Here is a 26300-nt window from a genome sequence, read left to right as displayed (position 1 = left end):
CTGTCCAGGACCAGCTGCGCTGCCCGCTGCCGGAACTCCTCGGGGTACTTGCTCCGTCGGCCCAACGGGGCCTCCCTCCTTGGCTGATGCCAAGTCTGGAGGTGTTCAGCCGACGGGGGTCACTTCAGAGGAGGCCTTCAGCAAGATCAAGGCCCGGGTCAAAGCGGCCGGTGCGCGCACCCACCAGGCGCTGGAGGCCGCAATCGCCGCCGCTCTGGAGGCGGTCACCCCCGCCGACGCCGCCGGCTGGTTGACCTACGCCGGCTACCTCATCCTCCAACCCACCTGAAAACCGCTGTCAGGTACTTGCTGCCCCTTCCGGACCGGGGCAGCCTCCCTGGTCTGCCAAGTCCGAAGGCGTCCGTCTGCCAAGTCCGAAGGTGTCCGTCGACTCGTCTGCGCCGACGGCGGCACCGTCCTCGCCCATGCCCTGGATGTCAGCTAGCGGCATCTCACACCGGTCGCAGGCTGATTCGACGTATGGCCGCACGGGCCGCCACCAGATAGCGGTGGTCCGGTAGCAGTGCATTCTGGCGCATCGCGACCTCCGCCAGTTTGATGGCGTGCTCGTCGCCGAGCTCGAGGGCGGCGGCGACGACCTCTGCCTCCATCGGTAGATCGTCCTCGGCCCCGGGCTCGACCGGCCCGCCGCAGTTGGCGTTTCCCGAGGCCCCGAACTGCAGCCGCAGCGCATCACTGCAGCGCCGCGCCGCCAGGTAGGAGGGCCAGCGCTGAGCTGCCGGCAGGTGCTCGCACGCCAGGCGCACCGCGGCAGGCGCGGTGACGACATGGATCAGCGGTATGGGAAACCTCGGCCGCTGCCGAGCGTAAATCTCGGCATTCTCCAGGACGAGCAGGTCGAGTGACTGGGCCCATGCCGCCGGAGTCCGGTCTGGGAGGTCGCCCGGCTCCGGGGCCCGGTTGCGCGCGTCTGCCTGGCGACCCGAATAGCGGGCAGCCCAGTACCCGAGACCGCGGGCCAACTCGGTCCTCGCGAGCTGGTTGTCAGCCGCAGTCTGCGCGATTCCGCGGACTGCATGGGCGGTACGGATCACACCGTGGGTGAGGGCACCAGACATGCCCGGCAGAAGCCGCTGCCACCACCGGGCGAGCACGTCGGTCCACGGCGTGCCGGCCAACTCCCTCTCGAACATCTCGGTCCAGTCCGCGACCCGGCTGAAGTCACCCAGGGCCGACATCCAGTCCGACTCGTCGTCGGGGGACAGCCTCCAGCACGTCGCAGGCAGGTCGTGATATCGCCTGACTCGCAGGTTCCGGTCGACCCAGCCTGCTACCTCGTCCGCATGTCCCAGCTGCGCGATCGCTTCGGCAGCCATCGGTGCGTGATTGACGAAGGACGGTCCGTGTTCGAATCCGACGTTCGTGAGTCGCTGCAGCGCCTCGCCCATCGCGTCGGGGTAGCTCGTTGTCGTCACCTGGTCCCCCAATACCTCAATCGATCCGGAAGCCGATCCGTGAGGTACGCCGGACGGCACACCCACGGACGGCCGCGTCACTGCGTGCGGCGAGGGATCCCCGTGTGCGGTCCGTCCGGCTTCTGCGGTCATCACCCGGTCGTGGGGCGAGCGGAGCGCCCGGGTCGCGCCGGCATCGGCACCACCGGGGCTCTGTGGCCGATCTCGTCATGGTCGATCCCGTGATTCGTCATGGTGGGCGGCCACGGTGACGTTGAGGGTCAGGAGAGCGACCAGCAGGGCGGCTAGGTACAACCCGCCACCTACCAGTAGGCCGGTGGTGTAGCCGTCGGTCAGAGCGTCGGGTTGGGCGCTACCGGGCAGGTAACTGTTCGTCACAGCCGTGGCGATGGTCGCCAGGACGGCCAGGCCCAATGCTCCACCGATCTGCTGGCTGGTGTTGACCACGCCGGATGCGATGCCGGTGTCCTGCGGTGCGACTCCGCGGACCGAGACGACGGTCACGGTGATGAAGGCGAGACCGAGGCCGAACCCAGCGGCGAACTGCGCCGGAAGGAGCGCTGCCAGGGCGTTAGACGTCGGGGACAGCGTCTGCAACCACAGCATGGAGGCGGCGGCGACCAACAGGCCCGCCACGGTCACCGTTCGCGCCGACATGCGACTCAGAAGCCGTGGGCCGATCCCGCCGGCCGCGAGCCCGATACCGATCGCGAAGGGCAGGTAGGCCAGGCCCGTCTGCATCGGCGAGTAACCCTTGACCCCCTGCATGTACAGCGTGAGGAAGTAGAACAAGGCGAACATGCCGGACGCCATCAGGAAGACGATCGCGTACGCGCCGGCTCGTGCCCGGTCCTTCAAGATGCGACCGGGCAGCATCGCCGCCGCGCTGGCCCGCTGGATGAGCACGAAGGCGAACAGCAGGACGGCGGCGGCGACGAGGAGCGCGACCGTCACGCCGTCCGACCAACTGTGCGTGCTGGCCCGGTTGGTGGCGTACACGAAGGCGCCGAAGCCCAGCGTGGCGGCGACCGCTCCGGGGAGGTCCATCTTGCCGTGCTGGCGTTCACCGGCGGCTAGCACGGAGGTGCCGAGCAACACCAGGACGGCGATCGGGACGTTGATGAACAGCACCCACCGCCAGCTGATGTACTCGGTGAGCGCTCCACCAAGCAGTAGGCCGACCACCGAGCCGAGGCCGCCCATCGCGCCGTACACGCCGAGCGCCTTGTTTCGCGCCGGACCGGCCGGGAAGGTCGTCACCAGCAATGAGAGCGCCGTGGGCGCGGCAACAGCGGCGCCGACGCCCTGCAGCACGCGAGCGGCGATCAGGATGCCACCGGACGGAGCCAGCCCGCCGAGCAGTGAGGCCAGCGTGAACACGGTGAGCCCGAGCCGGAAAATCCGGCGACGGCCGAAGAGGTCGCCAGCCCGGCCTCCGACAAGCAGCAGCCCCCCAAAGGAGAGGGCGTATGCGGTGATGACCCAGTTCAGGTCCGATGCCGCAAGGCCGAGTGCGCGCTGGACGCTCGGCAGGGCAACGTTCATGATTGTGTTGTCCAGTACCAGCATCAACTGTGCCGCAGCGATCACCAGCAGTGCGAGGCCGAGTCTCTCTCGAGAGGCTGGCGCGCCCTCCTGTGGTGGTGATCCGGGTCCCTCCCGCAAGGAGACACCGGCTCGGTCCAGTTCAGACATGACTCCTCCAGTCGTGGTCGATGGGCGCTGGTCAGGCCGTCGAGGCCTGCCGGGTCTTCCAGAGGTCGAGGTCGAGGTAGGCAGTGCGCCATTCGTTCGCATACGCGGCCTTGAGCGCCTCGGGCATGCGGCCGAGGATCGCGTCGGTGGTCTGCGGGTCCGCGCTGTCGAGCAGCCACGGCAAGTAATGCATGGCGTCTCCGCCGATCCGCGCGCGGTGGTCGTCGCTGAAGGCCTTCCACTGCGTCGGGGTGAGCGTGGTGTCGATGAGCGCAAGCCCAGCGTCCTCCTCGTGGGTGAGGTGGGCGCTCAGGACCTTGGCCAGGGCGTCGACCAGGTCACCGAGAATCTTCGGGCCGATGTCCCGGTCGGCGAGTGCGGCGTCGACGGCCGTCAGCATCGGGTCGATGGCGGCATGCTCAGCCTCCATCGCGTCGAGGACGGCGCGGTCGTCCGGCCGTTCGGCCAGCGCACGCTCCACGAGGGGCCACACCGACACGTCCTCGGCGGTGTGGTGCACGCGGAGGAACGACTTGAACATCTCCCAGCCGACTGCGGTCTGCAGGATGTGGCGGGGGTCGTCCTCGGGGTGGTTGGTGATCCGGGCGATCCGCCCCAGCTCGCGGCGGAGGGCGTCATGCACCGCGAACATCATGCTCATGTCGAGCCCGAAGCCCTGGCTGGTCATGGGAAGACTCGCTTTCGGTGAGAGTCCTTGACTCATCTCGGGGGATGCCGCCATCGGCACGGGGATCCCGGAGGCTGGTCCCGGGGAGGATTGTTAGTCCTCCCAATAATTTAGGGGACCAACAGTAGCATTGCCGGGCGTCCCGTCAACTGCCGTTAGCCTGGGAGAGTGGAGAGACCGCCCGAGGACGGTGCTCCGGGCCGGTTGATGAGCTCGCCGACCTGGCTGACCACCCAGACCGCTGCGCACGCGAGCCGGCTCGTCGCCGAGGGGATGGCGGCGGCGGGCGTCCGCGGTTACCACTACCGGGTGCTGGCGAGCCTGGTCGAGTTCGGCCCCACCAGCCAGGTCGCACTCGGCCGGCGCAGCGGTATCCACGTCAGCGACCTTGTGGTCACCGTGAACGAGCTCGTGGATCGAGACTTTGTCGAGCGCAGCCCCGACCCGGCCAACCGGCGTCGCAACATCGTCATGATCACGCCAGCGGGCGAACGGCAACTTCGCTGGCTGGATGAGCGAATGGCTCAGATTCAGGAGGAGTTCGTCGCCCCGCTCTCTCCCGCAGAGCGCGAGGAGCTCAAGCGGCTGCTGACGGTGCTTCTCGATCACCACAGGCGGCGGTCGGCGGCGGCCGGCCACGACGAGGGTAGCGATATGCACGAGCCAGGACGCCGGCTCGCGCCCGGCGAGGACGGCTCCGCCGGTGCGGAGCAGGGCAGGGCGCGCCCGATGCCATCAGTCACCACCAGCCCGCAGGCACCCTGACAGCAACCCGAACACCTCGTCCAGGTCGTATTCGGCCCTGCCCGGCCGCCCGTAGCGGGTCAGCTTGCCCCGACTGGCCCACTTGCGGATCGTCGCCTCCGTCACCCCGGCTGCCATCGCCGCGAGCTGCGTGGGGACGAGCCGCTTGTCCTCACCTCGAGAGTGCATGGCGTCGCCCCGGGGTGGCGAGGGCTGCCGCAGCGCGACCTGGGCCGGGTTGCCGGAGCCGGTGCGCCAAGGCCATCCACTTGTGCGGTGGCCACGTGTGTCCGCGCCCGCACGCCACCAGACTTGAGCTCGTCCCGACCGTGGCATAGACCACCGCCGAGCAGTCCTCCCGGTCGCACGCCCCCAATTCCAGCCGCCTGCTGAGGTTGAACTCGACCACCTCCTCCGCCGCGCGAGCCACGCGGCCGATCTCCTCGGCCGCATCAGTGGCTGCGGGGTGGCGGGACAGCCAGTCCAGCTGCGTTAGCAGGAAACGTGACAGCTTCGAGAGCTGCCGGTCCGGCCGTTTCGCCACGGGACGCTGCTCCGCGACGAGACCGGCCCACGATGCGGCCACGGTGAGCATCTCCGAGCGGATGGCCAGGACGTCCTCGTCGAGGGACAGCCCCGTTGCCCTTGTGCCACGTACTCGCTCGATCCCGCCGCGACGACGATGGACTAACAGGTCTTCGCAGGCCTGGTACAGGTCGGGCAGCCTCGCTACGTCGCTGCGCAGTCGGTGCAGGCAGTCATCGCAGAGCCGCCTGACATCCGGGTCCGACGTCGACGAGGACATGTGGTCCCCGTACTGCCGGCACGACGCCATCGAGCACCATCGCTGCACTGTTGGCCACCCCTTCTAGTCCGTGTCTGGCAGCACGAGTCTTGGCTGAATGCTGCAGCCGGGACAAGGAATCAAAAGTGGAAGTGCGGGTGTCGAAAGTCGTAGTACTTAATTCTGTGATATCAGCCGGAGTGCTGTTTGCGCAGGTCGGCGAGGTCGCCACGGTGCTCCTCGGGGACGCGGTGTCGCGCGGCCCGCAGTCCGAGCGCAAGATCCGGCCGACCGAGCGGATTGACAGCCCTTCGACGGACTGGCACGCTTTCGGCAGCGGAAGAGCTGTGGGCATTGCGCCCCGACTCCGCGCAGCAGAGGCCCTAATCGCAACTGCTCTTCTTCCGGTTCTTCTCCATTCTCTTAGTTCGCGCACCTCAGCGTGAACCCTCACGTGTGGCCGCGGTACCGGTCGGGTATCGGGCTACGCCCCTTCGCCACGACGACCGGGCGGCGGACGGTTTCCAACTCAGTGGCTCTGGCCGAACCTCTCCCCTCTGTGGTCCATGCGAATCCCTGTTCCTGGCGCGCATTCTTAGACGAGGAGAACTCCATGTACAGCACGTTGATCGTCGCGCGAATGCGTTCAGACGACAAGGATGAGGTGGCGCGCATCTTTGCGGAATTCGACCGTACCGAGATGCCGGGCCTGATGGGGACGAGGCGACGCCAGCTGTTCCATTACCGCGGCCTGTACTTCCACCTTCAGGACTTCGACTCCGACAACGGCGGAACTGCGATCGAACAGGCAAAGGCGCATCCGCTGTTTATGCAGGTCAGCAAGGACCTCGCCGCCCACATTGAAGCCTACGACCCGGCCACGTGGCGTTCCCCGGCTGATGCGATGGCCGCGCGCTTCTACTCCTGGCCATCCACCTGACGGTCCGAGCACTCAGCACGAAGGGACAGACATCCGATGCAGCGCAGGGTCGTGATAACCGGCATGGGGGTGATGGCACCTGGAGGTGTCGGCACGAAGGCCTTCTGGAACCTGCTAATCGACGGCCGGACGGCGACCAGGAGGATCAGCTTCTTCGATCCGAGTCCGTTCCGCTCCCAGATCGCGGCGGAAGTCGACTTCGAGCCGGAGATGCACGGCCTGGGCCCCCAGGAGATCCGGCGCATGGACCGCGCCGCCCAGCTCGCCGTCGTGAGCGCTGCGGAGGCCGCTGCGGACAGCGGGCTCGACGCGGCCGAGGTAGACCCCTTCCGCATCGGCGTCACGATCGGCAGCGCTGTGGGCGCCACCATGGGGCTGGACGAGGAGTACCGCGTGGTCAGCGACGGCGGTCGCCTCGATCTCGTCGATAAGGCATATGCGGTGCGACATCTGTACGACTACTTCGTCCCGAGCTCGTTCGCCCGCGAGGTGGCCACAGCCGCGGGTGCCGAAGGCCCGGCGACCGTGGTCTCCACCGGCTGCACGTCGGGGATCGATGCCGTGGGCTATGCCACGGAACTGATCCGCGAGGGCAGCGTGGATGTCATGATCGCGGGTGCCACCGATGCGCCGATCTCGCCGATCACGGTCGCCTGTTTCGACGCCATCAAGGCGACCACGCCGCGAAACCACGATGCCGAACACGCGTCCCGGCCGTTCGACCTCTCCCGCAACGGGTTCGTCCTCGGGGAGGGAGCGGCGATCTTCGTCCTGGAGGAACTGGAGCACGCCCGACGCCGGGGCGCTCGACCGCACGTCGAGGTCGCGGGCTTCGCCAACCGGTGCAATGCCTACCACATGACGGGCCTGCGTCCGGACGGCCGAGAAATGGCCGAGGCGATCCGCACGGCGCTCGACGAGGCCCAGATGAACGCTGAGGAACTCGACTACATCAACGCGCACGGCTCGGGCACCAAGCAGAACGACCGACACGAGACAGCCGCGTTCAAGCGGGCCCTCGGGGAACACGCCTACCGGACGCCGATCAGCTCGATCAAATCCATGGTCGGTCACTCGCTCGGTGCGATCGGTTCGATCGAGATCGCAGCAAGTGCGCTGGCGATCGAGAACGATTTGGTGCCGCCCACGGCCAACCTGCACGAGCCGGACCCGGAGTGCGACCTGGACTACATTCCGCTGACCGCCCGTGAGCAGCCGACGCGCGCCGTCCTGACGGTAGGCAGCGGATTCGGCGGCTTCCAGAGCGCGATGGTGCTGCGGGGCCTGGCATGAGCGCCGCGGCGGTGGTGACCGGGGTCGGCGTCATGGCGCCCACCGGGCTCGGTGCCTCCACCTACTGGACGGCGACCTGTGCAGGTATCGGCGGGATCGGACCCGTCACCCGCTTCGACGCCTCGGGCTATCCGGTCCGGTTGGCCGGCGAGGTCCGCGGGTTCGTTCCAGAAGACCACCTGCCGCACCGGCTGCTGCCGCAGACCGACCGCATGACCCAGCTGGCGCTGGTCGCTACGGACTATGCCCTGGCCGACGCTGGCATTCGCCCGAGCGAGTGGCCCGAGTACGACATGGGCGTGGTCACGGCCAGCTCGTCCGGCGGCTTCGAGTTCGGCCAATGCCAGCTGCAGAACCTGTGGAGCAAGGGCGGTCAGCACGTCAGCGCTTTCCAGTCCTTCGCCTGGTTCTACGCGGTGAACACCGGTCAGATCTCGATCCGCAACGGCATGCGAGGTCCCAGCGGCGTGGTCGTGACGGACCAGGCGGGCGGGCTGGACGCGATAGCCCAGGCCCGGCGGCAGATCCGTAAGGGCACCCCCCTCATGGTGACCGGCGGCATCGACAGCTCCCTCTGCTCATGGGGCTGGGTGGCTCACTTGGCCAGCAACCGCCTCAGCACCGCCGACGACCCCAGTCAGGCCTTTCTGCCCTTCGACCGCCGGGCACGGGGCCACGTACCGGGGGAGGGGGGTGCACTGATGATCCTCGAAGACGCGGCAGCCGCCCGTGAACGGGGCGCGGCATGCTACGGCGAGATCGCCGGCTACGGGGCGACCTTCGATCCCAGGCCCGGCAGCGGCCGCGAGCCCGGCCTGCGGCGCGCCGCCGAGCTGGCCCTAGCCGACGCCGGCCTGGACACGCGGGACGTCGACGTGGTGTTCGCTGATGCCGCGGCGACCGTTGCCCTCGACCGGATCGAGGCCGAAGTCATCACCGTCCTGTTCGGGCAATACGGCGTGCCGGTGACGGCACCGAAGACGAACACCGGCCGCCTGTGTTCCGGAGGAGCGCCGCTGGACGTCACGACGGCGCTACTGACGATCCGGCACGGGGTCATCCCGCCGACCACGAACGTGTTCCTCGCCGAGGAGTACGCCCTCGACCTGGTCTGCGAGCCGCGCGTGACACCGGTCGAGGTGGCCCTCGTCCTCGCCCGCGGCTACGGCGGGTTCAACTCGGCAATGGTCGTGCGCCGTTGCGGCGGTTGACCGCATCACCGACCCGCTGCCTTCGAGACGGGGCAGCCAACCAGGAAAGGAAACCGACATGGCGAGCTCGGAGCTCACCCTTGAACACCTCCAGACCATCCTGCGGGCCGTCGGCGGTGACGGCGAGGCCGTGACCGATCACGGCGACCTCCTGGATGCACGCTTCGACGAACTTGGTTACGACTCGCTGGCGCTGCTGGAAGCCGGTTGCCGGATCGAGCGGGAGTTCGGCATCCAACTCGTCGACTCCACCGTCACCGACGCTGCCACCCCCAGGGACCTCATCACGTCCGTCAACGAGCAGATCGCGGCGTTCGTCGCGGGCGCCGGGCCCGCGTGGACCAGCTGAAGCCGGCTCGGCAGACCACACGGACGGGTAGGACCATGCATCAGGACAACCGGGTTGCCCTCATCACCGGAGCCACGAGCGGGATCGGACTTGCCATCGCCCGCGCGCTGGGTGAGCAGGGCGACAGCATTTTCATCTGCGCCCGCGATGCCGACCGGGTCGCGGCGACGGTCGAGCATCTTCGTGACGAGGGCCTCGACATCGACGGAACCACGTGTGACGTACGGTCCGTCGAGGACATCCGCAGATGCGTCCGGACCGCGGTCGACCGGTTCGGGCCCATCGACATCCTGGTCAACAACGCCGGTCGCAGCGGCGGAGGAGTGACCGCGGACATCCCCGACGACCTCTGGTTCGACGTCATGGACACCAACCTCAACAGCGTCTTCCTAATGACGCGCGAGGTGCTCAACGCCGGTGGCATGCGGTACCGCGACCGCGGCTGGATTATCAACATCGCCTCGACCGCCGGCAAGCAGGGCGTGGTCCTGGGCGCGCCGTACTCGACGTCCAAGCACGGCGTCGTGGGCTTCACCAAGGCTCTGGGCAACGAGCTCGCGCCCACCGGGATCACGGTGAACGCGGTCTGCCCGGGATACGTCGAGACGCCGATGGCGCAGCGAGTCCGGCGGGGCTACGCGCAGGCGTACGACACGACCGAGGAGGCGATCCTCGAGAAGTTCCGGGCCAAGATCCCGCTCGGCCGCTACTCCACGCCGGAGGAGGTGGCCGGACTCGTCCGTCATCTCACCTCGCACACGGCCCGATCCATCACCGCGCAGGCGATCAACGTCTGCGGCGGCCTCGGCAACTACTAGGAGTGCACCGTGAACCAGCCCGGCCACCGCCAGGTGGAGCACCACATCGATGTCGAGGCATCTGCTGACCGGGTGTTCGCGCTGATCGCGGACGTGCGGCAGTGGCCGAGGATCTTCCCGCCGACGGTGCACGTCGACCGGGTCGAGCAGATGGGCGCGAACGAGCGGATCCAGATCTGGGCCACCGCCAACGGCGCCGTGAAGAGCTGGATATCGCGGCGCGTGATCGATCCCGGCAACCTGCGGATCAACTTCCGCCAGGAGGTCTCCGCCCCGCCCGTCGCAGCCATGGGCGGCACCTGGCTGATCGAGCCGTGTTCGGACGTCGCGTCTCGTGTCCGGCTCCTGCACACCTACTCCGCCGTCGGCGACGATCCCGACGCTCTGGCCTGGATCGACCGAGCGGTCGACCACAACAGCCGTGCGGAGCTCGCGGCGTTGAAGGCAGGCGCCGAGTCAGCCGCGGGGGAGGGCCACGACCTAGCGTTCTCCTTCGAGGACACCGTGACCATCCACGGCGCCGTCCGGGACGTCTATGACTTCCTCTATCAGGCCGGCATGTGGCAGGAACGGCTACCGCACGTGAGCCGGGTGGTTCTCACCGAGGACACACCGGGGCTGCAGACGCTCGAGATGGACACTCGTACCCAGGACGGCGCCACGCACACCACGAAGTCGATCCGGGCCTGCTTTCCGCATGCAAAGATCGTTTACAAGCAGTTCGCGCTGCCGGCCCTCATGCGGGTGCACACCGGTTTCTGGCAGCTGGACGACGGCGAGGACGGCATCACCGCGACATCGCAGCACTTCGTGGAGGTCAATCCGGACACCATCGCCGTGGTCCTCGGACCCGACGCCGGACCACCGGAGGCGCGGGCGTTCATCCGCTCCGCGCTCGGCGCGAACAGCCTGGCGACGCTCAGGCACGCGAGGGCGTACGCCGAGTCGCGTCGCTGACCGGGTCCGATGAGCACGGCATCCTTTGAGCGAGTCGGCATGGACACTCAGGTCATCGTCGTCGGCGCCGGCCCCGTCGGGCTGATGCTCGCTGGCGAGCTGCGCCTTGGCGGAGCCGCGGTCATCGTGCTCGAGCGGCTGGTCTCACCGATGACGGAGTCACGCGCCAGCACCCTGCACGCCCGGACGATGGAGATCCTCGACGCGAGGGGTCTCGCGGTCCGGCTCGGCAGTCCGCCGCGGGATCCGATGGGTCACTTCGGCGGGATACCCCTGGACCTGGGTTATCTTCCCAGCCGGTACGCCGGGCAGTGGAAGGTGCCGCAGACCCGGGTCGAGCAGCTGCTGGCCGAGTGGGCGGGCGAACTCGGCGCCCAGGTGTGGCGCGGTCACGAGGTGGTCGACGTCGCGACCACCGACGATGGGGTCCGTGTCAGCGTCACCGGCCCGGCCGGACCAGTGACGCTGACCGGTCGCTACCTGGTGGGGTGCGACGGGGAGGAGAGCACCGTACGGCGAGCGGCCGGCATCGGCTTCCCTGGCACGGATGCGACGTGCGAGATGCTGCGGGCGGACGTCGCAGGGATCGAGATACCGGATCGGCGCTTTCAAAGGCTGCCGAAGGGACTCGCCATCGCGGCGCGCCGACCGGACGGCGTCACCCGAGTCATGGTGGCCGAGTCCGGTCGCTGCCCGGCGAAGCGGACCGACCAGCCGTCCTTCGGCGAGGTCTGCGAGCTGTGGAGCCGGGTGACCGGCGAGGACATCAGCCACGGCCGTCCGCTCTGGGGCAATGCCTTCGGTAACACCTGTCGCCAGGCGGAGCGGTACCGCAACGGTCGAATCTTGCTGGCGGGTGACGCGGCCCACCAGCAGATGCCCGTCGGAGGGCAGGCCATCAACCTCGGTCTCCAAGACGCGGTGAACCTGGGCTGGAAGCTGGCCGCGGTGGTGAGCGGCCGAGTCCCAGACACCCTCCTAGACACCTACCACGAAGAGCGGCACGGTCTGGGGACGCGGGTACTCGGTGCCATCCAGGCCCAGGCGTTGCTGCTGCTGGGCGGCATCGAGGTGGAGCCCGTCCGCGCTGTGCTAGCGGAGCTGATGACGTACCCGGTGGTCCGGGATGGCCTCGCGGGCGTGATCAGCGGCCTCGACGCGCGCTACGGCGACGGCGACGGCCACTGGCTGGTGGGAAGGCGCCTTCCCCACGCCAGCCTCCGCCTCCATGCCGCCTCGAACGCCGTCACCGACCCCGCCGATGGTGGTACCAGCACAACGGAGCTTCTGCGCGCTGGCCGGGGTGTGTTGTTCGACCTGTCCGCGGATCCGGTTCGCCGGAGCTGGCTGTCGGACGCGCTGGCCCCCTGGGCCGGCCGGCTGGACGTGGTATCCGCGACGCCATTGGCCCGGGGCCAACTCGACGGATTCGACACCCTGCTCGCCCGTCCGGACGGATACACGGCCTGGGTCGGCGGGCGGGACGCAGATCCCCGGGCCGACGTGCATCGCTGGTTCGGACCCGCGAACGCCTGATGGCGCACAGGTGACGAAACGACAGGAGAGGCAGGAGAGGTTCGTGTCAACGACCGCCCGAAGCATGTCCACCATCGCAACGGCAGACGATGCCGTGACGACCTGCGATGTCCTCGTCCTCGGATCGGGGCTGGCCGGTTCGGTGACCGCGGCGATTCTGGCGCGGCACGGCGCCGAGGTGGTGCTCATCGACGCCGCGTCACACCCCCGCTTCGCGGTCGGCGAATCGATGACGCCGCAGCTCGTCGAGTGGCTGCACATCCTCTCTGAACGCTACGACGTGCCCGAGATCAAGAGCCTCGCGAGCGTGGACGCCAGTACACGGGACATCGGTCCGGTCTTCGGCACCAAGGCCCACTTCGGTTTCATGCGGCACCAGCCCGGCGAGGAACCCGATCCACGGGAGGCCACCCAGCTGGCGCTGCCGAAGATTTTTTCCCAGAACAGCCACCTGTTCAGGCAGGACAGCGATGCGTTCATGTTCCACGTCGCCATCCGGTATGGGGCAACGCCACGACAGAACTGGCGGGCGGCCGACATCGCCTTCGACGACGTCGGCGTGACCGTCACCGGGCACAACGGGGAGCGGCTCCGCGGGAAGTACCTGGTCGACGCCAGCGGATTCCGCTCTCCACTCGCGGAGAAGTTCGACCTCCGGGAATCGCCGGCTCGGTTCAAACACCACTCGCGCGGGTTGTTCACGCACTACATCGGGATCAAGCCGTTCGACGACGTCAGCGGTCATCACGAGGACGTGCGCCCGCCGGTGCCATGGCACAAGGGGACGATGCACCATCTCATCGACCGCGGCTGGTTCTGGATCATCCCGTTCGACAGCCACCCTAGGTCGAAGAACCCGCTGTGCAGCGTCGGCCTGACCCTTGACGAGCGCATGTACCCAAAACCGACCGATCTGACGCCGGAGGAGGAGTTCCAGCACTTCCTCGACATGTATCCAGCGGTCAGGCGCCAGTTCGACGGCGCGCACCGCGTCCGGGAATGGGTGTCGACCGACCGCATGCAGTACTCGTCCTCGACGTCCATCGGGGACCGCTGGTGCCTCATGTCCCACGCCGCCGGGTTCATCGATCCGCTGTTCTCCCGCGGGCTGTCCAACACCTTCGAGGTGGTGGATGCGCTGACTTCCAGGCTGATCGCCGCGCTCGATGACGGCAACTTCTCCGCGGAGCGGTTCGCCTACGTGGAGCAGTTGGAGCGGGGGTTGCTGCAGTACAACGATGACATCGTGAACAGTTCCTACATCGCCTTCTCCCACTTCCGGCTATGGAACGCCGTTTTCCGCGTCTGGGGAGCCTTCATCAGCCCCGGTGTCATGCGGCTGACCCGTGCCCGGCTGCTGCACGTCCGCGACGGGAACGAGCGCCACTTCCGCGAGCTGGAGGAAGCGCCGCACACCGGCCTATGGTGGCCGGAGAGCGACGCGTTCAAGCGCCTGCTCGAGGCCACCGTCGAGACATGCGAAAAGTATGAGGTCGGAGAACTGACCGGCGACGAGGCCGCAGACATCGTCTTCAGCTTGTTGCACGATTCCGACATCGTCAATCCCGTATTCGGCTGGAAGGACGAGGAGAAGCGGTTCATCGCGCCGAGCACGTGGATGATGGCGAGGTTCCTGTACTGGGCTTCGGTGCAGGGCCCGTCAGAGATGAACCATCTCGGCCGCGAGTTCCTCAAAGGCGTCCTGAAAGCCGGCGTACGTGCTCGGAAGTTGCTGTGACCAGTGCGACACGACCTTGATCCGGAAACGAAGGGCACGATCTTGTCTGGGCAGGAATTGCAGAGGTTGGGTCCGATCGAAGCAGGAACTCTGCGACGCGTCTGCGGTCTCTTCGTGACCGGGGTCGCCGTCGTCACGACCGAAGCAGCCAGTGGACCGACGGGCACGACGATCAACTCGTTTACGTCGCTGTCATTGGACCCTCCGCTGATCCTGTTCTGCATCCACAAGCGATCACGGCTCAGAGCAGCCCTGCGTGAGTCCGGGACCTTCGCGGTCAACTTCCTGGCCGGGTGGCAGGAGTCGCTCGCCTGGGCGTTCGCCGGACGCAACAGTACATCCCAGGACGTTGCGTACCGCAACTGCGAGGCGGGAATCCCCGTCCTCAGTCACGCACTGGCCCATCTGGCCTGCCGGATCGTCGACGAGCACCCCGGCGGAGACCACCGGATCGTCGTCGGCGAGGTGATCGAGGTCGGAGCCCCGCGCCGGCAGGAGCCACTAATCTTTTTCCAGGGAGTTTTCGGTGTGCTCCAGGAAGAAGGCCGCGTGCACCCCATCTGGGATGGCTGACCGGCTGTACCCGTGCTCCGCGGGCGATCTACCGGACACTGAAGGGATCTGCGCCCATGGCCATCAGCAGACGCGTCGCCAGATTCAACCGCGTTTTCGCGAATCATCTCGTCGGTCCGATCCTGACCAGGCTGCCGGGCTTCGGGACCGTCCACCACCTCGGCCGTAGATCTGGAAAGGAGTACCGGACTCCGGTCAAGGTCTTCCGTAGCGGCGAGGCCTACGTGATCACGCTCCCGTACGGCCCGAACTCCGACTGGGTCCGCAACGTGCTCGCAGCCGACGGCTGCGGCCTCATGACCCGTGGCCGCTACGTGCAGCTCACCGACCCGGCGCTGGTGGAGAACGACGGGCTGACCGCGCTGCCGGTGTGGGCCCGCGCGATGATGTCGTGGCTCCACACCACCACGTCCCTGCGCCTGTTCCCCGTCCGGCCCGTTTGAAGGCAGTGCCCGGCGCGTCGGACCGCCGGCCCGGCCCGCGATCGCGCCGGAGCTTCTGGGGCCACGTGTCCCCTCGGCCTCGGCCTGCTAGGCCCTGCTTAAGAAGTCGCTCGCGGGCCGGGGCTGGCGTGTCGGGACGGGAACGAAGGCGAGGTCTCCGGTGGAGGGATCAATGACCAAGAAGACCCTCACCACGGAGACCTCGTGGACGGCACCCTACCCGCCGGTGCCCGCCATGACCTGACCGACGAGCAGTGGGCGATCCTGGCGTCGCTCCTGCAGGCGCTGCTGCCGGTCGGCCGAAAGGCTGGCAGACCCCGGAAGTGGACCCTGCGCCAGCTCGTGGACGGCATCCGCTTTCGCACCCGCACCGGCTGTCCCTCGCGCGACGTGCCCGAGCGCTACGGCACCTGGCAATCGATCTACGGCCTGTTCCGCGCCTGGCAGCTGGCTGGCACCTGGGCGGCGATCCTCACCGCCCTGCGGGCGGCCGGTGCCGAGGCCGGGCTGATCGAGTGGGTGGTGTCGGTGGACTCCACGATCACCCGGGCGCATCAGCACGCCGCCAGCGCCCGCCGCCATCCCGAGGACCAGACCGAGCCGCCCGTCGGGGAGCCGGCCCATCACGCCCTCGGCCGCTCCCGCGGTGGTCTGTCGACGAAGGTGCACCTGGCGGTCGAGCAGGGACGCAAGACGCTGGCCACGACGGTGACGCCCGGGCAGGCCGCCGACAGCCCCCAGTTCACGACCGTGCTCGAGAGGATCCGGGTGCCGCACCGGTCCGGCCCGGGACGGCCGCGCACCCGCCCGGACCGGGTGCTGGCCGACCAGGCCTACCCGGCCCGCGCCAACCGGGCCTATCTGCGCCGGCGCGGCATCCCGGCGACGATTCCGGTCAAGGCCGACCAGCAGGCCAACCGGCGGAAGAAGGGCTCGGCCGGTGGCCGACCGCCGACGTTCGACCCGGACCACTACCGGCAGCGGCATGCCGTCGAGCGCGGCATCAACCTGCACAAACAGCACCGTGGCTTCGCCACCCGCTACGACAAGCTCGCCGTCCGCTACGAGGCCACCGTCCAGATCAGCGACATCGACATCTGGCTGCGCGACCTTCAAACAGGGCCTAGCGCTGGCGATCGGAAGATCCCGCTGGCCTGTCCCCGGATGGGCGGGCGACGCGCGGCCTGGCTCTTGCAGCCCCTGTGGCCATCCGTGCGGTCCGGGGCTAGGCAGCACGTCGCTGGTGAGGCCAGGCCCCGCGACATCCGGGACTTCCGGGACTTGAGGCTCGATGGGCAGGACCGGTGGGGTGGCAGGAGGCAGCGGTCTGCTGGCCGCTCTCCTCGCCGACGGGGCTCATCCGCCTGCTGCTTGGTCACCACCGGCCCCGGGGCCCGCACCCTTTTGCAGGGGCCGGGCCCCGGGGCCGGACCGCTATCCGAAACGGAGACACGCATGGCCATGCTCGCCGAGCCGCCACCGCCCGTGCCGGCACATGCCACTCTGATCTTTCTCCTGCAGCTCGCTGTGCTGCTGTTCGTCGCCCTGTGCCTGGGACGGCTTGCCGAACGGGTCAAGCTCCCGGCGGTGGTCGGCGAACTGCTCACCGGGGTGCTGCTGGGTCCCTCCTTGCTGGGGCACGTCGCGCCGGACGTCAGTCGCTGGTTGCTGCCAGCTGACCACGGACAGATGGGGATGCTCGACGCGGTCGGTCAGCTCGGCGTCCTCTTGTTAGTGGGCGTCACCGGCAGTCACCTGGATCTTCGCGCCGTCCGTCGTCGCGGCGCGACGGTCGCCAGGATCAGCCTCGCCGGGTTGCTGCTCCCGCTAGCCATGGGGATAGGACTGGGCTTCGTCCTTGCCCACGACTTCATGCCCGCCGACGGGAGCCGCGGCGTCTTCGTCCTGTTCCTCGGGGTCGCCATGTGCGTCTCCGCCATCCCGGTCATCTCGAAGACCCTCTCGGACCTGAGCCTGCTGCACCGCGATGTTGGCCAGTTAACCCTCGCGGCGAGCATGGTCGACGACGCGGTCGGCTGGTTGCTGCTTTCGGTGGCCTCGGTCGCAGCGACGGTGGGAATCGGTGTCGGAAGCGTCGCGGTGTCCGTGTCGTACCTCCTCGGTTTCACGCTCCTCGCGGCTGTGGTCGGTGGGCCCATGGTCCGGGGCACGCTCAGGCTGACGGGGCGCGCCGACCAGCCGGGCCCCTCGATCGCCGCCGCGGTCATCCTGGTGCTGGTCGGCGCCTCCACCACCCATGCCCTGGGCATGGAACCGGTGTTCGGGGCCTTCGTGGTGGGGGTGCTGATAGGCACTGCGCGCCAGCAGGACGTGTCGCGCCTCGCTCCCTTGAGGACTGTCGTGCTCTCGGTCCTGGCCCCGCTGTTCCTGGCGACCGCGGGACTGCGCATGGACCTCACCGCGCTCGGAAAGCGCGAGGTGACGATCGCGGCGGTCGTGGTGCTCGTGGTCGCGATAGTCGGGAAGTTCGCCGGCGCCTACATCGGGGCCCGGCTCAGCCGGCTCAGCAACTGGGAGGGTGTCGCCATTGGGGCGGGAATGAACGCCCGCGGCGTCATCGAGGTCATCGTCGCGATGGCCGGACTGCGGCTGGGCGTCCTCGATACCGCGATGTACACCATCGTGGTGCTCGTCGCCCTCGTAACGTCGCTGATGGCGCCACCGCTGTTACGGCTCGCAACGGACCGGATCGCCCACAGCGACGAAGAGATCTCGCGCAAGGCTTCGCAGGAGGCGCTGTCACCGGCCATGGTGACCTGACAGCGGTTTGCCGGTTGCCTGGCGGTGAGACGCTGGGACATGGTCGGGCTGTCGATGGATGTGCGTGAGCGGGTGATCGCCGCGGTCGACGCGGGGATTACCCAGCAGCAGGCGGCGGAGCGGTTCACCGTGTCGGTGACCTCGGTCGAGCGGTATCTGGCGCGCCGGCGGACGACCGGCAGTCCGGGGCCGACGGCGCAGCGGCACGGGCCGCCGCCGGTCAAGAGGGCTCGGCTGCAGGCCTGGCTGCCGGCCCGACTGGAGGTGGCCGTCGATGCCACCCTGCCCGAGCACGCCGCGGCGTTCGCCGACCAGACCGGACTGCCGGTGTCGCTGGCGACGATGTGCCGGGCGCTCGCCGGCCTGCCGGCCGCCGCGGCCGGGGCGGCGCTGACCCCCCGCGGGCGCCGGCGGCGCGCCGGCCGGCCGCTGAAGCAAGAAGGCTGAGCGCCACCGAGCGCGACGAGACCGCGCGCGCCCGGTGGCGGACGGCGATGGGCGCGGTGGATCTGGCGCGGCTGGTGTTCGTCGACGAGTGCGGCACGCACACCTCGATGACCCGCCGCCGGGCCCGCGCGGTGCGCGGCGCCCGGGCCGGGGTGCGGTGCCGCGCAACCGCGGGCCGGTGACCACCCTGCTGGCCGGGCTGTCGCTGACCGGCATGAGCCCGGCGATGACCGTCGAGGGCGGCACCACCGCGGCGGTGTTCGCCGCCTATCTGGAGCGGGCGCTGCGCCCGGGGCAGCTGGTAGTGGTCGACCACGTCGGCGCGCACAAGCCCGAGCGGATGGCCGAGCTGGTGCACGCCGCCGGCTGCGAGCTGGTCTTTCTGCCCGCCTACTCGCTGGACCTCTCGCCGGTCGAGGAGGCCTTCAGCAAGATCAAGGCCCGGGTCAAAGCGGCCGGTGCGCGCACCCACCAGGCGCTGGAGGCCGCAATCGCCGCCGCTCTGGAGGCGGTCACCCCGCCGACGCCGCCGGCTGGTTGACCTACGCCGGCTACCTCCTCCTCCAACCCACCTGAAAACCGCTGTGAGGAGGCCGCGGCCGCCCGTTGCCGGGATACGTGACGGCCCGGCGGGTGGCCGCTCCCCTCCGTCCACGTGTACCCACCGCCTGGGATCAAGGGCTCGCGGCCCGGAGTCTCGGGGCCCGGCACCGTCCCGGCGTGCGACTGTTACTGGCGCGATCGACGCCTTGCGCTCCTCTGCTTGCTCAGAGCTGTGCTCGGCAGGCCATCACACCTGCCGGGATCGTGCTGCACCAGAACGGGGTGCCGCCGGATGAAGGCTGCGCCCTCGTGGCGCCGGTGAGCGCGAGCCGAACGGTGAGTCATCCGAGGGAGGACGGCCCGCGGCGCTAGTCGGTGGCAGCGAAGGACTTGGCAACGGGGCACGGCGGGCAGGCGCAAGGACGGGCCTGCTGGGCTCCGGCGAGGGAAGCAGACCAGCGGCGATCGCCCTATTGAGGGCATCGATCCGCGACACCGCCCCCAACTTGTTGAAGACGTTGTACAGATGTCGCTTGACGGTCGCTTCGGTGAGAGAGAGGCGCCGTGCGATCTGGGCGTTGGTAAACGCGTGACCGACGAGGCGTAGCACCTCGAGCTCACGTCGGGACAGGAGTGAAGCGGAAGCAGGCTCCCCGGCAGCTGCGCGGCCGGTGACGGCTACTCGCGGGACGGACACCATGACCGCGTCGTCCCGGTCGAGGCTGCTGCGGATCGCGGCGACGAGCTGCTGGCGAGTCGTCTTCTTGATCAGATAACCATCGATGCCGAGCGCTAGGAGACGATGCAGGAGATTCGCGTCCTCGTGGACGGCCAGGATGATGATCCTCGGCTCGAGGGAATGCTGACGGATGCTCCGGACCGTCGCCGTGACATCAATGTCGGTGGTCTGCACGTCAAGGAGCACGACGTCCGGTCGGTACCGACTGACGACGGCGACGGCCCGACCCGCGTCATCGGCCTCGGCGACCACCGTGAAGTCATCGACATTGGCGAGCATCTCGCGCAGACCCTCCCGGAAGAGCGCATAGTCGGCGATCAGCGCGATCCGCGCATCAGCACGACGCTCCCCGCCGAGGTCGGTGCTTCCGCGCTTCTTGTCGTCTCCCGCGGTCAGCTGCCCTGGAGGGGGGCCCCACGTCTTGCTGTTCTGCATCAACATCGCACGACCGCCATCCGTCCGAGAGGTCGGTGGAGACCTTTCCCTGTGTTCCGATTCGTAGCGCGCTGGGTATAGGGTCAGCGACGGCCGAAAGCCGGTGCTGGGCGCAATGAGCGTACGAACTTGCGTGAAGTCGCAGCCGGACGTTTGTCTGCTTCGTGGGCGCAACGCATCCCATTGACGGCTCGCCTAGGTGCGCTCAGCAGGGGAAGTCCTGATCCTGCTGTACCCGGTGGTCGGCGACCCACCGTGCTGCCGTCGCGCAGCTCAATGACTCCAGCACTGTTGATTCGTCAATGAGCCGTCCTTCCCTCAACGCTGCTGATTGCTGTCTTAGGTTCAGAGAGCGTCCGCGTCCGTCGAGTGAGACAAGCTCTGAGTGCGTCATGCGTGTGTGTCGACGCGGACGTGGACCGTCTCCTGGCGAGATGGCCTGTGCTGTGCTCATTGTCACAGGCTTCGGATATCGAGGTGCATGTCCAGAATTGCGTCGATCTGGGTGCGACATTCTGCGACGGCGGCGCGGTTGGGTGTTGTGTCCTTATGGGCTTGACGAGCGCGCGCTCGGGCGAGCTGCGCGCCCACTTGGCAGAACTCTTGCCGGAGTTCCTCGGCAAGACTGGTGTGGATGGCGGTCATGACTGTGCTCCGGAGGCGTCGTCACGTGATGGGGGATCGGCGGGGGAGTGCGGTGAGCCGGCCTGGGTTGTCCGCGATGAGTGAGAAGCCGGTCAGGCGGCGAGGCCGATGAAAGCGTCGGCAGGAATTGTGGCTAGCGGAGGGCTGGACCGGTGGTGCGTAGCGGATGACGACGGTGGGCGTGGGTCCTTGCCGTCGCGGCGCGCGATCTCGATGGCCAGGTGCCAGGCGGTGCACGCCGGGCAATAGGCCATCCAGGTGTGTCGAGCGTGTCGAGTGCATGGAGTTGGAACGGACATCGAAGAATCGGTCCTTCGAGGAGTGTGGGCTTCCAGGCGAGGACTGCTGCCGCGGTGCTGGGTCAGGAGTACCGTCGCTGCGGGATGACGCAGGACTATTCGGGTCAATGGGTCGTCACAGGTCATCAGGACCCAGGCCTCGGTCGGCGAGCTTGCGCTTCAGGCGGAAGAGTGCCCGTGCCCGGGTCGGGCCGATGCTCCCGATCGGCATCGCGCACTTGGCTGCGACATCGGCGTAGGAGTCCAGCTCGTCACGGAACAACGCGATGAGGAGATTCCGTTGCCGGGGTGAAAGCTCAGCCACGGCAGCCCAGAGGTCGCGTGCTGCGTCCCGATTTGCAGCGTTCTCTGGCGCATCGACTGCCGGATCGAGGTCCGGCGTCTCGTCGACCATGGCCACCAGGTCGCATCGGGACGCCCTGCGGAGGAGGGACAGGGACTGACGTGAGGCAGTCATCGCGAGCCACCCCGCGAGCCGCTCTGGGTCACGAATGGTGTGCAAGTGCTGCACGAGACGCAGCCAGGTCGTCTGAGCGACGTCGTGGACGTCTGCCGGCTGCAGGCGAAACGACCCGGCCACCGAGCGGACGAAGGCGTCATACTTGTCGACCAGTTCGTTCCACGCCGACTGCTCACCCTGTGCCGCCCGCTCCAGCAGCATCGCGTTGCCGCAGCCGGTTACCGCACTGAGGTAGGTCCGTGTGCCCATGGCGTTACCAATCGGTTCCGTTTGTAGCGAGTCGCTAGACGTCCCTGAGGGCGTCAGCACGGGATGTGGATAGCGGTACTCCGGGACGAGAACTCACGTCGGTTGAGGAGTCACTCCAAGGCTGGCGGTGGGGGCTGAAGGAGTTCTGAACGGGAGCTGAAACGCCTTGAACCGACGGCGGCAGGCAGGGACGCTCAGTCGTGATCGCCGCGCCCCGCGTCAGCCATCCCCCTGACCCGGGGCGGGTGAGGTGACCAAAGCGGCTTGGTGAGCTCGCTCAGATGAAGGAACGCGGCATGGAGATCAAGGTCCTGGGACCGCTGGAGGTCTGGGGGCCGGGTGGGCTGCTCGAGGTGGGAGGTGTCAAGCAACGCGCTGTGCTGGCGATGCTGGCACTTCACCTCAACGAAGTCGTCTCCACCGATTCCCTGGTTGAGGGGCTGTGGGGGGAGCGGGCGCCGGCGGGCGCCAGGAACACGGTGCATGTGTACGTGTCACGGCTGCGCAAGGCCCTGCAGGCCGCGAAGGAGCCCGATAGAGAGGGTGCGGCGGTGCTGCTGCGGCGTAGCCCTGGTTATCTGTTGGAGCTCGACCCCGAGCGGCTGGACCTGCGTCGCTTTGAACGGTTGGCCCGCGAGGGGACGCAGGGGCTGCCCGCGGCGCCGGCCCGGGCCGCAAGCCTGCTGCGCGAGGCGCTGGCCCTGTGGCGCGGGCAGCCGCTGGCAGAGTTCGCCGATTTACCCTTCGCGGAGGCCGAGGCGCCGCGGCTGGAGCAGCACCTCGCCGCCGTGGAGGCCTATCTGGAGGCCGAGCTGGCCCTGGGGCGGCACCACGAGCTGGTGGGCGAGCTGGAGACCCTGATCACTCGACATCCGCTGCACGAGGGGCTTCACCGGCTGCTTATGCTCAGCCTGTACCGCTGCGGCCGACAGGCCGAGGCGCTGGAGGCCTACCGGCGGGCCCACCACCTCCTGGCCGAGGAGCTTGGCATAGACCCCGGCCGGGCGCTGCGCGAGCTCGAGGCCGCCATCCTCACCCACGACCCGAGCCTGGACTGGACCCCATCCCCCCACAGCTCCACCCTTCGCGGTTCGGCCGATGCGGCACCCTCATCCGCCGCCGAGACACCGCAGGCTGCGGCCGCCGTGTCGCTGTCGCGAGTGTGGCGGGTGCCGGCCCGCAATCCGTACTTCACCGGCCGGGAGGACATGCTCACCGAGCTGCGGCGGCGGCTGGGCGCCGGGGAGGCGACGCTGGTGGTGCAGGCGCTGTATGGGCTGGGCGGGGTGGGCAAGACCCAGCTGGCGATCGAGTACGCCCACCGGTTCGCCGCCGACTACGACCTGGTGTGGTGGATCGACGCCGAACAGCCGGTGCTGATCCCCGACCAGCTCGCCGCGCTAGCCGTCCGGCTCGGACTGTCGGCCGGGCCCACGGTGACCGACACCGTGGAGCGGTTGCTCGTGAAGCTGCGCGGCCGGGGCCGGTGGCTGCTGGTCTTCGACAACGCCGCGCGGCCGGCCGATGTCGCCAACTTTCAGCCCGGCGGGGTGGGGCATGTGCTGATCACCTCCCGCTATCCCGGCTGGGGAGCCCTTGGCGGCCGGCTGGAGGTCGACGTGCTGGCCCGGGCGGAGACGGTGGCGCTGCTGCGGGCCCGGATTCCGGCGCTGGGCGAGGAGCTGGCCGACAAGCTCGCCGCCGAGATGGGCGACTTGCCGCTGGCCGCCGCGCAAGCGGCCGGCTATCTGGAGCAGACCGACCTGCCGGCGGCGGATTACCTGCGCCGCTTCCGCACCCGACGAGCGGACCTGCTTACCCGTGGTGAAGTGGTCGGCTATTCCGGTCGGCTCGACACCGCCTGGGCGTTGTCGCTGGACCGACTCAGATGCGAGGAGCCGGCCGCGGTGCAGCTGCTGGAGATAGCCGCCTTCCTCGCTCCCGAACCCATCCCGCTGTGTCTGTTCAGCGAGCACGCCGAGCTGCTGGAGGAGCCGCTGCGCAGCATCGCCGCCGATCCCGACGCGCTGGCCGACACCGTCGGCGTGCTGGTGGGTTACTCCCTGGCCCGCCGCCACTGTGACGGCCTCCAGGTGCATCGGCTGGTGCAGGCGGTGATCCGCCACCGGCTGCTTCCGGACCGCCAGCAAGCGACTGCCGAGCTGGTGGTGGCGCTGCTGGCCGCCGCCTCCCCCGGCGACCCGGCAAATCTGGCCAGCCGGTCCGTCTTCGCCCAGCTCGCCCCGCATGTACTGGCAATCGGCCCGCTGGGTGACTCCTTTCCCGCCGGCCGGCAACTGGTCCTGGACACCACCCGGTATCTGCAGGCCAAGGGAGACAGCCAGGGCAGCCGGGCCGTCTGCGAACAGCTGCTCGACCGCTGGCGGATGGTCCTCGGCCCCGACCACCCCGACACCCTCACCGCCGCGACCAGCCTGACCCTTGCGCTGATTCAGTTGGGCGACGCGCAGTCGGCCCGCACCCTGGCCCAGGACACGCTGCAGCGCTGCCACCGGGTGCTCGATGCAAGTGCCCGGACCACCCTGTGGGCAGCGGCCGCGCTCACCGTCGCGCTGGTCCAGGTCGGCGAGGCCGAGCCGGCCCGCGCGCTGGGCCGGGACACCCTGCCGCGCTGCCGCCAGGTCCTCGGCCCCGACCACGTCATCACGCTGACGGCGGCGGCCGCTCTGATTCACGCCCTGGTCCTGCTGGGCGAGGCCGAGCCGGCCCGCGTACTCGGCGAGGACACGCTGCAGCGCAGCCGCCGGGCGCTCGGCCCCGACCATCCCACCACCCTGTGGACGGCGGCCGCCCTGACCGTCGCCCTGGCCCAGCTGGGCGAGGCCGAGCCGGCCCGCGTACTCGGCGAGGACACGCTGCAGCGCAGCCGCCGGGCGCTCGGCCCCGACCATCCGGCCACGCTGTACCTGACTCAGGCCGCCAGCAGCGGCCGCCTCTTGCTCGATGACGATGCTCCTGCCCGCCGCACCAGCCGGCCGCAGTGAACGCCACATCAGGGGCTACTGGCCACAGGGCGATCGCATGTGACCCAGGCGGCGGGGAAACTGACCGAGACCGGCGGGCACTACTGGCCAGCCCCTTGTTCCGTGCCGGGTTCAGTGAGGCTCTGCACTGACTGTGAGCATGGCCGGGCCAGCTCGTTGATGGTGGACTGGCCGTCGGCAGCAGCGGGCGTGACTGATGCACTGACTGGCTTCATGCCCTCGAGGCGACTTGTCCGCCTGCTGCTGCCGGCACCGGCCCGGCCGGAGACGTTGGCCTGATCAAGAGCTTGACCGTCAGTAGCCGCTGACGTGTCTCATCACAGTCCTGCCATCTCCGCACCGGACCGGGACCTGCTGCGTCCCCACGGTGAGGAGAGAACGCATGGCCATGCTGGCAGAGCTGGTCGAGGTCGTCATCGGCGTCGACACCCACAGCCAGACGCACACCGCCGCGGTCGTCGATGCCCGCACCGGCGGCGTGCTGGCCCGGGCGACGGTGCCCACCGATCCCGACGGCTACGCCCAGCTGTCGGCGTTGGCCGAGCAGCACTCCGGGCTGCAGGCCTGGGCGATGGAGGGCACCGGCGGCTACGGCGTCGGCCTGGCGCGGCACCTAGGCGACGCGGGAGAGCTGGTCGTCGAGCTGGACCGGCCCAAGCGACCGGCGCGGCGGGCCGGAGCGAAGTCCGACCCGATCGACGCCGAACGCGCCGCCCGCGACGCGCTGGCCCGTACGCATCTGGCCTAGCCCAAGACCGGCGCCGAGCGGGCGGCGCTGCAGATGCACCTGACCGCACGGCGCGCCGCGGTCGAGGCCGGCACCGCCGCCCAGCGGCAGCTGCTGGCGATGGTCATCACCGCCCCGGAGGTGGTTCGGGCACGCTTCCGCGGTCAGACCACCCGGTCCATGATTGCCACCGCGGCCCGACTGCGCCCGGCCACCGGCAACGGCGACGTCGATGTCGTCACCGCACTGACCGTGCTCCGCGCTCTGGCCCGCCGCATCCGCGCCCTGGAGACCGAGGCGGCCGGGCACGAGCGGGCCATCCGCACCATCGTGCGCTCCTGCGGCCGGACCTGCTGGAGCTGGTCGGCGTAGGGCCGATCGTGGCTGAGACGGTCCTGACCGCCTGGTCACATCCCGGTCGCTGCCGTCACGACGCCGCCTTTGCCATGCTCGCCGGCGCTGCACCCATCCCCGCCTCTTAGGGCAAGACGGTGCGCTATCGGCTCAACCGCTCCGGCGACCGCCAGCTCAACCGTGTCCTGCACACGGTGACCCTCAGCCGCCTGCCACGCGATCCGCGCACCCGCGCCTACGCCGACCGGCGACGAGCCGAGGGCAAGACCGGCCGCGAGATCAAAGGGACTGCCCCCAGTCCGGTTGACTCGTTCCGGTAGGGGTTAGGCCGCTGCTGCGGCGTGGGTGAGTGTCTCGTACTCGACGGGCGTGAGTCGGCCGAGTCGGCGTTGCCGGCGGCGGCGGTGATAC

26 protein-coding genes and 1 pseudogene are annotated in these 26300 nt (G+C 69.0%); 20 read left to right on the top strand and 7 right to left on the bottom strand.

The window, feature by feature from the left end; genetic code table 11:
- Nucleotides 1–79 precede the first annotated feature (79 nt).
- The gene (locus tag ACI78Z_RS21870) at nucleotides 80–289 is read left to right on the top strand and encodes a hypothetical protein (protein ID WP_457038638.1); all 210 of its coding nucleotides are present in this window, start codon (nucleotides 80–82) and stop codon (nucleotides 287–289) included.
- A gap of 163 nt (nucleotides 290–452) precedes the next feature.
- On the opposite strand, the gene ACI78Z_RS21865 is transcribed toward ACI78Z_RS21870, so the two are convergent.
- The 3 genes from ACI78Z_RS21865 to ACI78Z_RS21855 all read right to left on the bottom strand — a co-directional run bounded on the left by ACI78Z_RS21865 (nucleotide 453) and on the right by ACI78Z_RS21855 (nucleotide 3819).
- A complete protein-coding gene (locus ACI78Z_RS21865) occupies nucleotides 453–1409 on the bottom strand; it encodes a hypothetical protein (protein WP_457038637.1) in 957 nt (318 codons plus the stop codon).
- A gap of 234 nt (nucleotides 1410–1643) precedes the next feature.
- Nucleotides 1644–3131, bottom strand: a complete 1488-nt coding sequence (locus ACI78Z_RS21860; RefSeq protein ID WP_457038636.1) for an MFS transporter — start codon at nucleotides 3129–3131, stop codon at nucleotides 1644–1646.
- Nucleotides 3132–3162: 31 nt separating this feature from the next.
- Nucleotides 3163–3819, bottom strand: a complete 657-nt coding sequence (locus tag ACI78Z_RS21855; RefSeq protein ID WP_457038635.1) for a hemerythrin domain-containing protein — start codon at nucleotides 3817–3819, stop codon at nucleotides 3163–3165.
- 168 nt (nucleotides 3820–3987) lie between these two features.
- Between ACI78Z_RS21855 and ACI78Z_RS21850 the strand changes: the two genes are divergently transcribed.
- Nucleotides 3988–4584, top strand: a complete 597-nt coding sequence (locus ACI78Z_RS21850; protein WP_457038634.1) for a MarR family winged helix-turn-helix transcriptional regulator — start codon at nucleotides 3988–3990, stop codon at nucleotides 4582–4584.
- Between the two features lie 151 nt (nucleotides 4585–4735).
- On the opposite strand, the gene ACI78Z_RS21845 is transcribed toward ACI78Z_RS21850, so the two are convergent.
- The gene (locus ACI78Z_RS21845) at nucleotides 4736–5368 is read right to left on the bottom strand and encodes a hypothetical protein (RefSeq protein ID WP_457038633.1); all 633 of its coding nucleotides are present in this window, start codon (nucleotides 5366–5368) and stop codon (nucleotides 4736–4738) included.
- Nucleotides 5369–5960: 592 nt separating this feature from the next.
- Here ACI78Z_RS21845 and ACI78Z_RS21840 point away from each other — a divergent pair.
- From ACI78Z_RS21840 to ACI78Z_RS21770, 15 genes and pseudogenes are all read left to right on the top strand, one after another.
- On the top strand, nucleotides 5961–6287 hold the full coding sequence (locus tag ACI78Z_RS21840) for a TcmI family type II polyketide cyclase (RefSeq protein ID WP_457038632.1): 327 nt from the start codon (nucleotides 5961–5963) through the stop codon (nucleotides 6285–6287).
- Between the two features lie 36 nt (nucleotides 6288–6323).
- The gene (locus ACI78Z_RS21835; protein WP_457038631.1) at nucleotides 6324–7580 is read left to right on the top strand and encodes a beta-ketoacyl-[acyl-carrier-protein] synthase family protein; all 1257 of its coding nucleotides are present in this window, start codon (nucleotides 6324–6326) and stop codon (nucleotides 7578–7580) included.
- Nucleotides 7577–8791: a ketosynthase chain-length factor gene (locus ACI78Z_RS21830; protein ID WP_457038630.1), complete on the top strand. Its 1215-nt coding sequence runs from the start codon at nucleotides 7577–7579 to the stop codon at nucleotides 8789–8791. Before ACI78Z_RS21835 ends, ACI78Z_RS21830 begins: the two co-directional genes overlap by 4 nt.
- Before the next feature lie 58 nt (nucleotides 8792–8849).
- Complete coding sequence (locus tag ACI78Z_RS21825) at nucleotides 8850–9140, top strand: acyl carrier protein (protein WP_457038629.1); 291 nt, start codon at nucleotides 8850–8852, stop codon at nucleotides 9138–9140.
- A gap of 35 nt (nucleotides 9141–9175) precedes the next feature.
- Nucleotides 9176–9958 carry an SDR family NAD(P)-dependent oxidoreductase gene (locus ACI78Z_RS21820; protein ID WP_457038628.1) on the top strand — a complete coding sequence of 261 codons (783 nt, stop codon included), beginning with the start codon at nucleotides 9176–9178 and terminating at the stop codon, nucleotides 9956–9958.
- Nucleotides 9959–9967: 9 nt separating this feature from the next.
- The gene (locus tag ACI78Z_RS21815) at nucleotides 9968–10915 is read left to right on the top strand and encodes an aromatase/cyclase (protein WP_457038627.1); all 948 of its coding nucleotides are present in this window, start codon (nucleotides 9968–9970) and stop codon (nucleotides 10913–10915) included.
- Between the two features lie 39 nt (nucleotides 10916–10954).
- Nucleotides 10955–12451, top strand: a complete 1497-nt coding sequence (locus tag ACI78Z_RS21810) for an FAD-dependent monooxygenase (protein WP_457038626.1) — start codon at nucleotides 10955–10957, stop codon at nucleotides 12449–12451.
- Between the two features lie 43 nt (nucleotides 12452–12494).
- Nucleotides 12495–14189: an NAD(P)/FAD-dependent oxidoreductase gene (locus ACI78Z_RS21805; RefSeq protein ID WP_457038625.1), complete on the top strand. Its 1695-nt coding sequence runs from the start codon at nucleotides 12495–12497 to the stop codon at nucleotides 14187–14189.
- 114 nt (nucleotides 14190–14303) lie between these two features.
- Complete coding sequence (locus ACI78Z_RS21800) at nucleotides 14304–14762, top strand: flavin reductase family protein (RefSeq protein WP_457038624.1); 459 nt, start codon at nucleotides 14304–14306, stop codon at nucleotides 14760–14762.
- 56 nt (nucleotides 14763–14818) lie between these two features.
- Nucleotides 14819–15205 (top strand): nitroreductase family deazaflavin-dependent oxidoreductase, encoded by a 387-nt coding sequence (locus tag ACI78Z_RS21795; RefSeq protein ID WP_457038623.1) that lies wholly within the window; start codon nucleotides 14819–14821, stop codon nucleotides 15203–15205.
- A 204-nt stretch (nucleotides 15206–15409) separates the two neighbouring features.
- Nucleotides 15410–16315, top strand: a pseudogene (locus ACI78Z_RS21790) (IS5 family transposase); the annotation flags it as partial.
- Between the two features lie 54 nt (nucleotides 16316–16369).
- Nucleotides 16370–17986 (top strand): cation:proton antiporter, encoded by a 1617-nt coding sequence (locus tag ACI78Z_RS21785; RefSeq protein ID WP_457038639.1) that lies wholly within the window; start codon nucleotides 16370–16372, stop codon nucleotides 17984–17986.
- Between the two features lie 24 nt (nucleotides 17987–18010).
- Entirely contained in the window at nucleotides 18011–18433 is a 423-nt protein-coding gene (locus tag ACI78Z_RS21780) for a hypothetical protein (protein WP_457038622.1), read from the top strand.
- A 47-nt stretch (nucleotides 18434–18480) separates the two neighbouring features.
- The gene (locus ACI78Z_RS21775) at nucleotides 18481–18615 is read left to right on the top strand and encodes a hypothetical protein (RefSeq protein WP_457038621.1); all 135 of its coding nucleotides are present in this window, start codon (nucleotides 18481–18483) and stop codon (nucleotides 18613–18615) included.
- Entirely contained in the window at nucleotides 18612–18974 is a 363-nt protein-coding gene (locus tag ACI78Z_RS21770; RefSeq protein WP_457038620.1) for a transposase, read from the top strand. The genes ACI78Z_RS21775 and ACI78Z_RS21770 overlap by 4 nt, the downstream gene beginning before the upstream one ends.
- Nucleotides 18975–19223: 249 nt before the next feature.
- Here ACI78Z_RS21770 and ACI78Z_RS21765 read toward each other — a convergent pair whose 3' ends face one another.
- The 3 genes from ACI78Z_RS21765 to ACI78Z_RS21755 all read right to left on the bottom strand — a co-directional run bounded on the left by ACI78Z_RS21765 (nucleotide 19224) and on the right by ACI78Z_RS21755 (nucleotide 21803).
- Complete coding sequence (locus ACI78Z_RS21765; protein WP_457038619.1) at nucleotides 19224–20156, bottom strand: response regulator; 933 nt, start codon at nucleotides 20154–20156, stop codon at nucleotides 19224–19226.
- Nucleotides 20157–20606: 450 nt separating this feature from the next.
- Nucleotides 20607–20795 (bottom strand): hypothetical protein, encoded by a 189-nt coding sequence (locus ACI78Z_RS21760; RefSeq protein WP_457038618.1) that lies wholly within the window; start codon nucleotides 20793–20795, stop codon nucleotides 20607–20609.
- 414 nt (nucleotides 20796–21209) lie between these two features.
- Nucleotides 21210–21803, bottom strand: coding sequence for an RNA polymerase sigma factor (locus tag ACI78Z_RS21755; RefSeq protein ID WP_457038617.1), 594 nt, complete (start codon nucleotides 21801–21803; stop codon nucleotides 21210–21212).
- Between the two features lie 296 nt (nucleotides 21804–22099).
- Between ACI78Z_RS21755 and fxsT the strand changes: the two genes are divergently transcribed.
- The 3 genes from fxsT (at nucleotide 22100) to ACI78Z_RS21740 (ending at nucleotide 25907) form a co-directional block, all read left to right on the top strand.
- On the top strand, nucleotides 22100–24808 hold the full coding sequence (gene fxsT / locus ACI78Z_RS21750; RefSeq protein ID WP_457038616.1) for an FxSxx-COOH system tetratricopeptide repeat protein: 2709 nt from the start codon (nucleotides 22100–22102) through the stop codon (nucleotides 24806–24808).
- A 382-nt stretch (nucleotides 24809–25190) separates the two neighbouring features.
- A complete protein-coding gene (locus ACI78Z_RS21745) occupies nucleotides 25191–25556 on the top strand; it encodes an IS110 family transposase (protein ID WP_457038615.1) in 366 nt (121 codons plus the stop codon).
- A 33-nt stretch (nucleotides 25557–25589) separates the two neighbouring features.
- Entirely contained in the window at nucleotides 25590–25907 is a 318-nt protein-coding gene (locus ACI78Z_RS21740) for a hypothetical protein (RefSeq protein ID WP_457038614.1), read from the top strand.
- Nucleotides 25908–26300 lie beyond the last annotated feature (393 nt).

The organism is Geodermatophilus sp. SYSU D01176, from assembly GCF_054050015.1.
This window is presented reverse-complemented; position numbering and strand designations above follow the sequence as displayed.

Bases quoted from the DNA above. Each gene is read 5' to 3' on its own strand.
- ACI78Z_RS21865 (WP_457038637.1), bottom strand. From the start codon at position 1,409: ATGGGCGAGGCGCTGCAGCGACTCACGAACGTCGGATTCGAACACGGA.
- ACI78Z_RS21810 (WP_457038626.1), top strand. From the start codon at position 10,955: ATGGACACTCAGGTCATCGTCGTCGGCGCCGGCCCCGTCGGGCTGATG.
- ACI78Z_RS21755 (WP_457038617.1), bottom strand. From the start codon at position 21,803: ATGGGCACACGGACCTACCTCAGTGCGGTAACCGGCTGCGGCAACGCG.
- ACI78Z_RS21740 (WP_457038614.1), top strand. From the start codon at position 25,590: ATGCACCTGACCGCACGGCGCGCCGCGGTCGAGGCCGGCACCGCCGCC.
- ACI78Z_RS21835 (WP_457038631.1), top strand. From the start codon at position 6,324: ATGCAGCGCAGGGTCGTGATAACCGGCATGGGGGTGATGGCACCTGGA.
- ACI78Z_RS21795 (WP_457038623.1), top strand. From the start codon at position 14,819: ATGGCCATCAGCAGACGCGTCGCCAGATTCAACCGCGTTTTCGCGAAT.
- ACI78Z_RS21760 (WP_457038618.1), bottom strand. From the start codon at position 20,795: ATGACCGCCATCCACACCAGTCTTGCCGAGGAACTCCGGCAAGAGTTC.
- ACI78Z_RS21825 (WP_457038629.1), top strand. From the start codon at position 8,850: ATGGCGAGCTCGGAGCTCACCCTTGAACACCTCCAGACCATCCTGCGG.
- ACI78Z_RS21785 (WP_457038639.1), top strand. From the start codon at position 16,370: ATGGGCGGGCGACGCGCGGCCTGGCTCTTGCAGCCCCTGTGGCCATCC.
- fxsT (WP_457038616.1), top strand. From the start codon at position 22,100: ATGGAGATCAAGGTCCTGGGACCGCTGGAGGTCTGGGGGCCGGGTGGG.
- ACI78Z_RS21765 (WP_457038619.1), bottom strand. From the start codon at position 20,156: ATGTTGATGCAGAACAGCAAGACGTGGGGCCCCCCTCCAGGGCAGCTG.
- ACI78Z_RS21860 (WP_457038636.1), bottom strand. From the start codon at position 3,131: ATGTCTGAACTGGACCGAGCCGGTGTCTCCTTGCGGGAGGGACCCGGA.
- ACI78Z_RS21775 (WP_457038621.1), top strand. From the start codon at position 18,481: ATGGGCGCGGTGGATCTGGCGCGGCTGGTGTTCGTCGACGAGTGCGGC.
- ACI78Z_RS21855 (WP_457038635.1), bottom strand. From the start codon at position 3,819: ATGACCAGCCAGGGCTTCGGGCTCGACATGAGCATGATGTTCGCGGTG.
- ACI78Z_RS21845 (WP_457038633.1), bottom strand. From the start codon at position 5,368: ATGTCCTCGTCGACGTCGGACCCGGATGTCAGGCGGCTCTGCGATGAC.
- ACI78Z_RS21830 (WP_457038630.1), top strand. From the start codon at position 7,577: ATGAGCGCCGCGGCGGTGGTGACCGGGGTCGGCGTCATGGCGCCCACC.
- ACI78Z_RS21820 (WP_457038628.1), top strand. From the start codon at position 9,176: ATGCATCAGGACAACCGGGTTGCCCTCATCACCGGAGCCACGAGCGGG.
- ACI78Z_RS21840 (WP_457038632.1), top strand. From the start codon at position 5,961: ATGTACAGCACGTTGATCGTCGCGCGAATGCGTTCAGACGACAAGGAT.
- ACI78Z_RS21745 (WP_457038615.1), top strand. From the start codon at position 25,191: ATGGCCATGCTGGCAGAGCTGGTCGAGGTCGTCATCGGCGTCGACACC.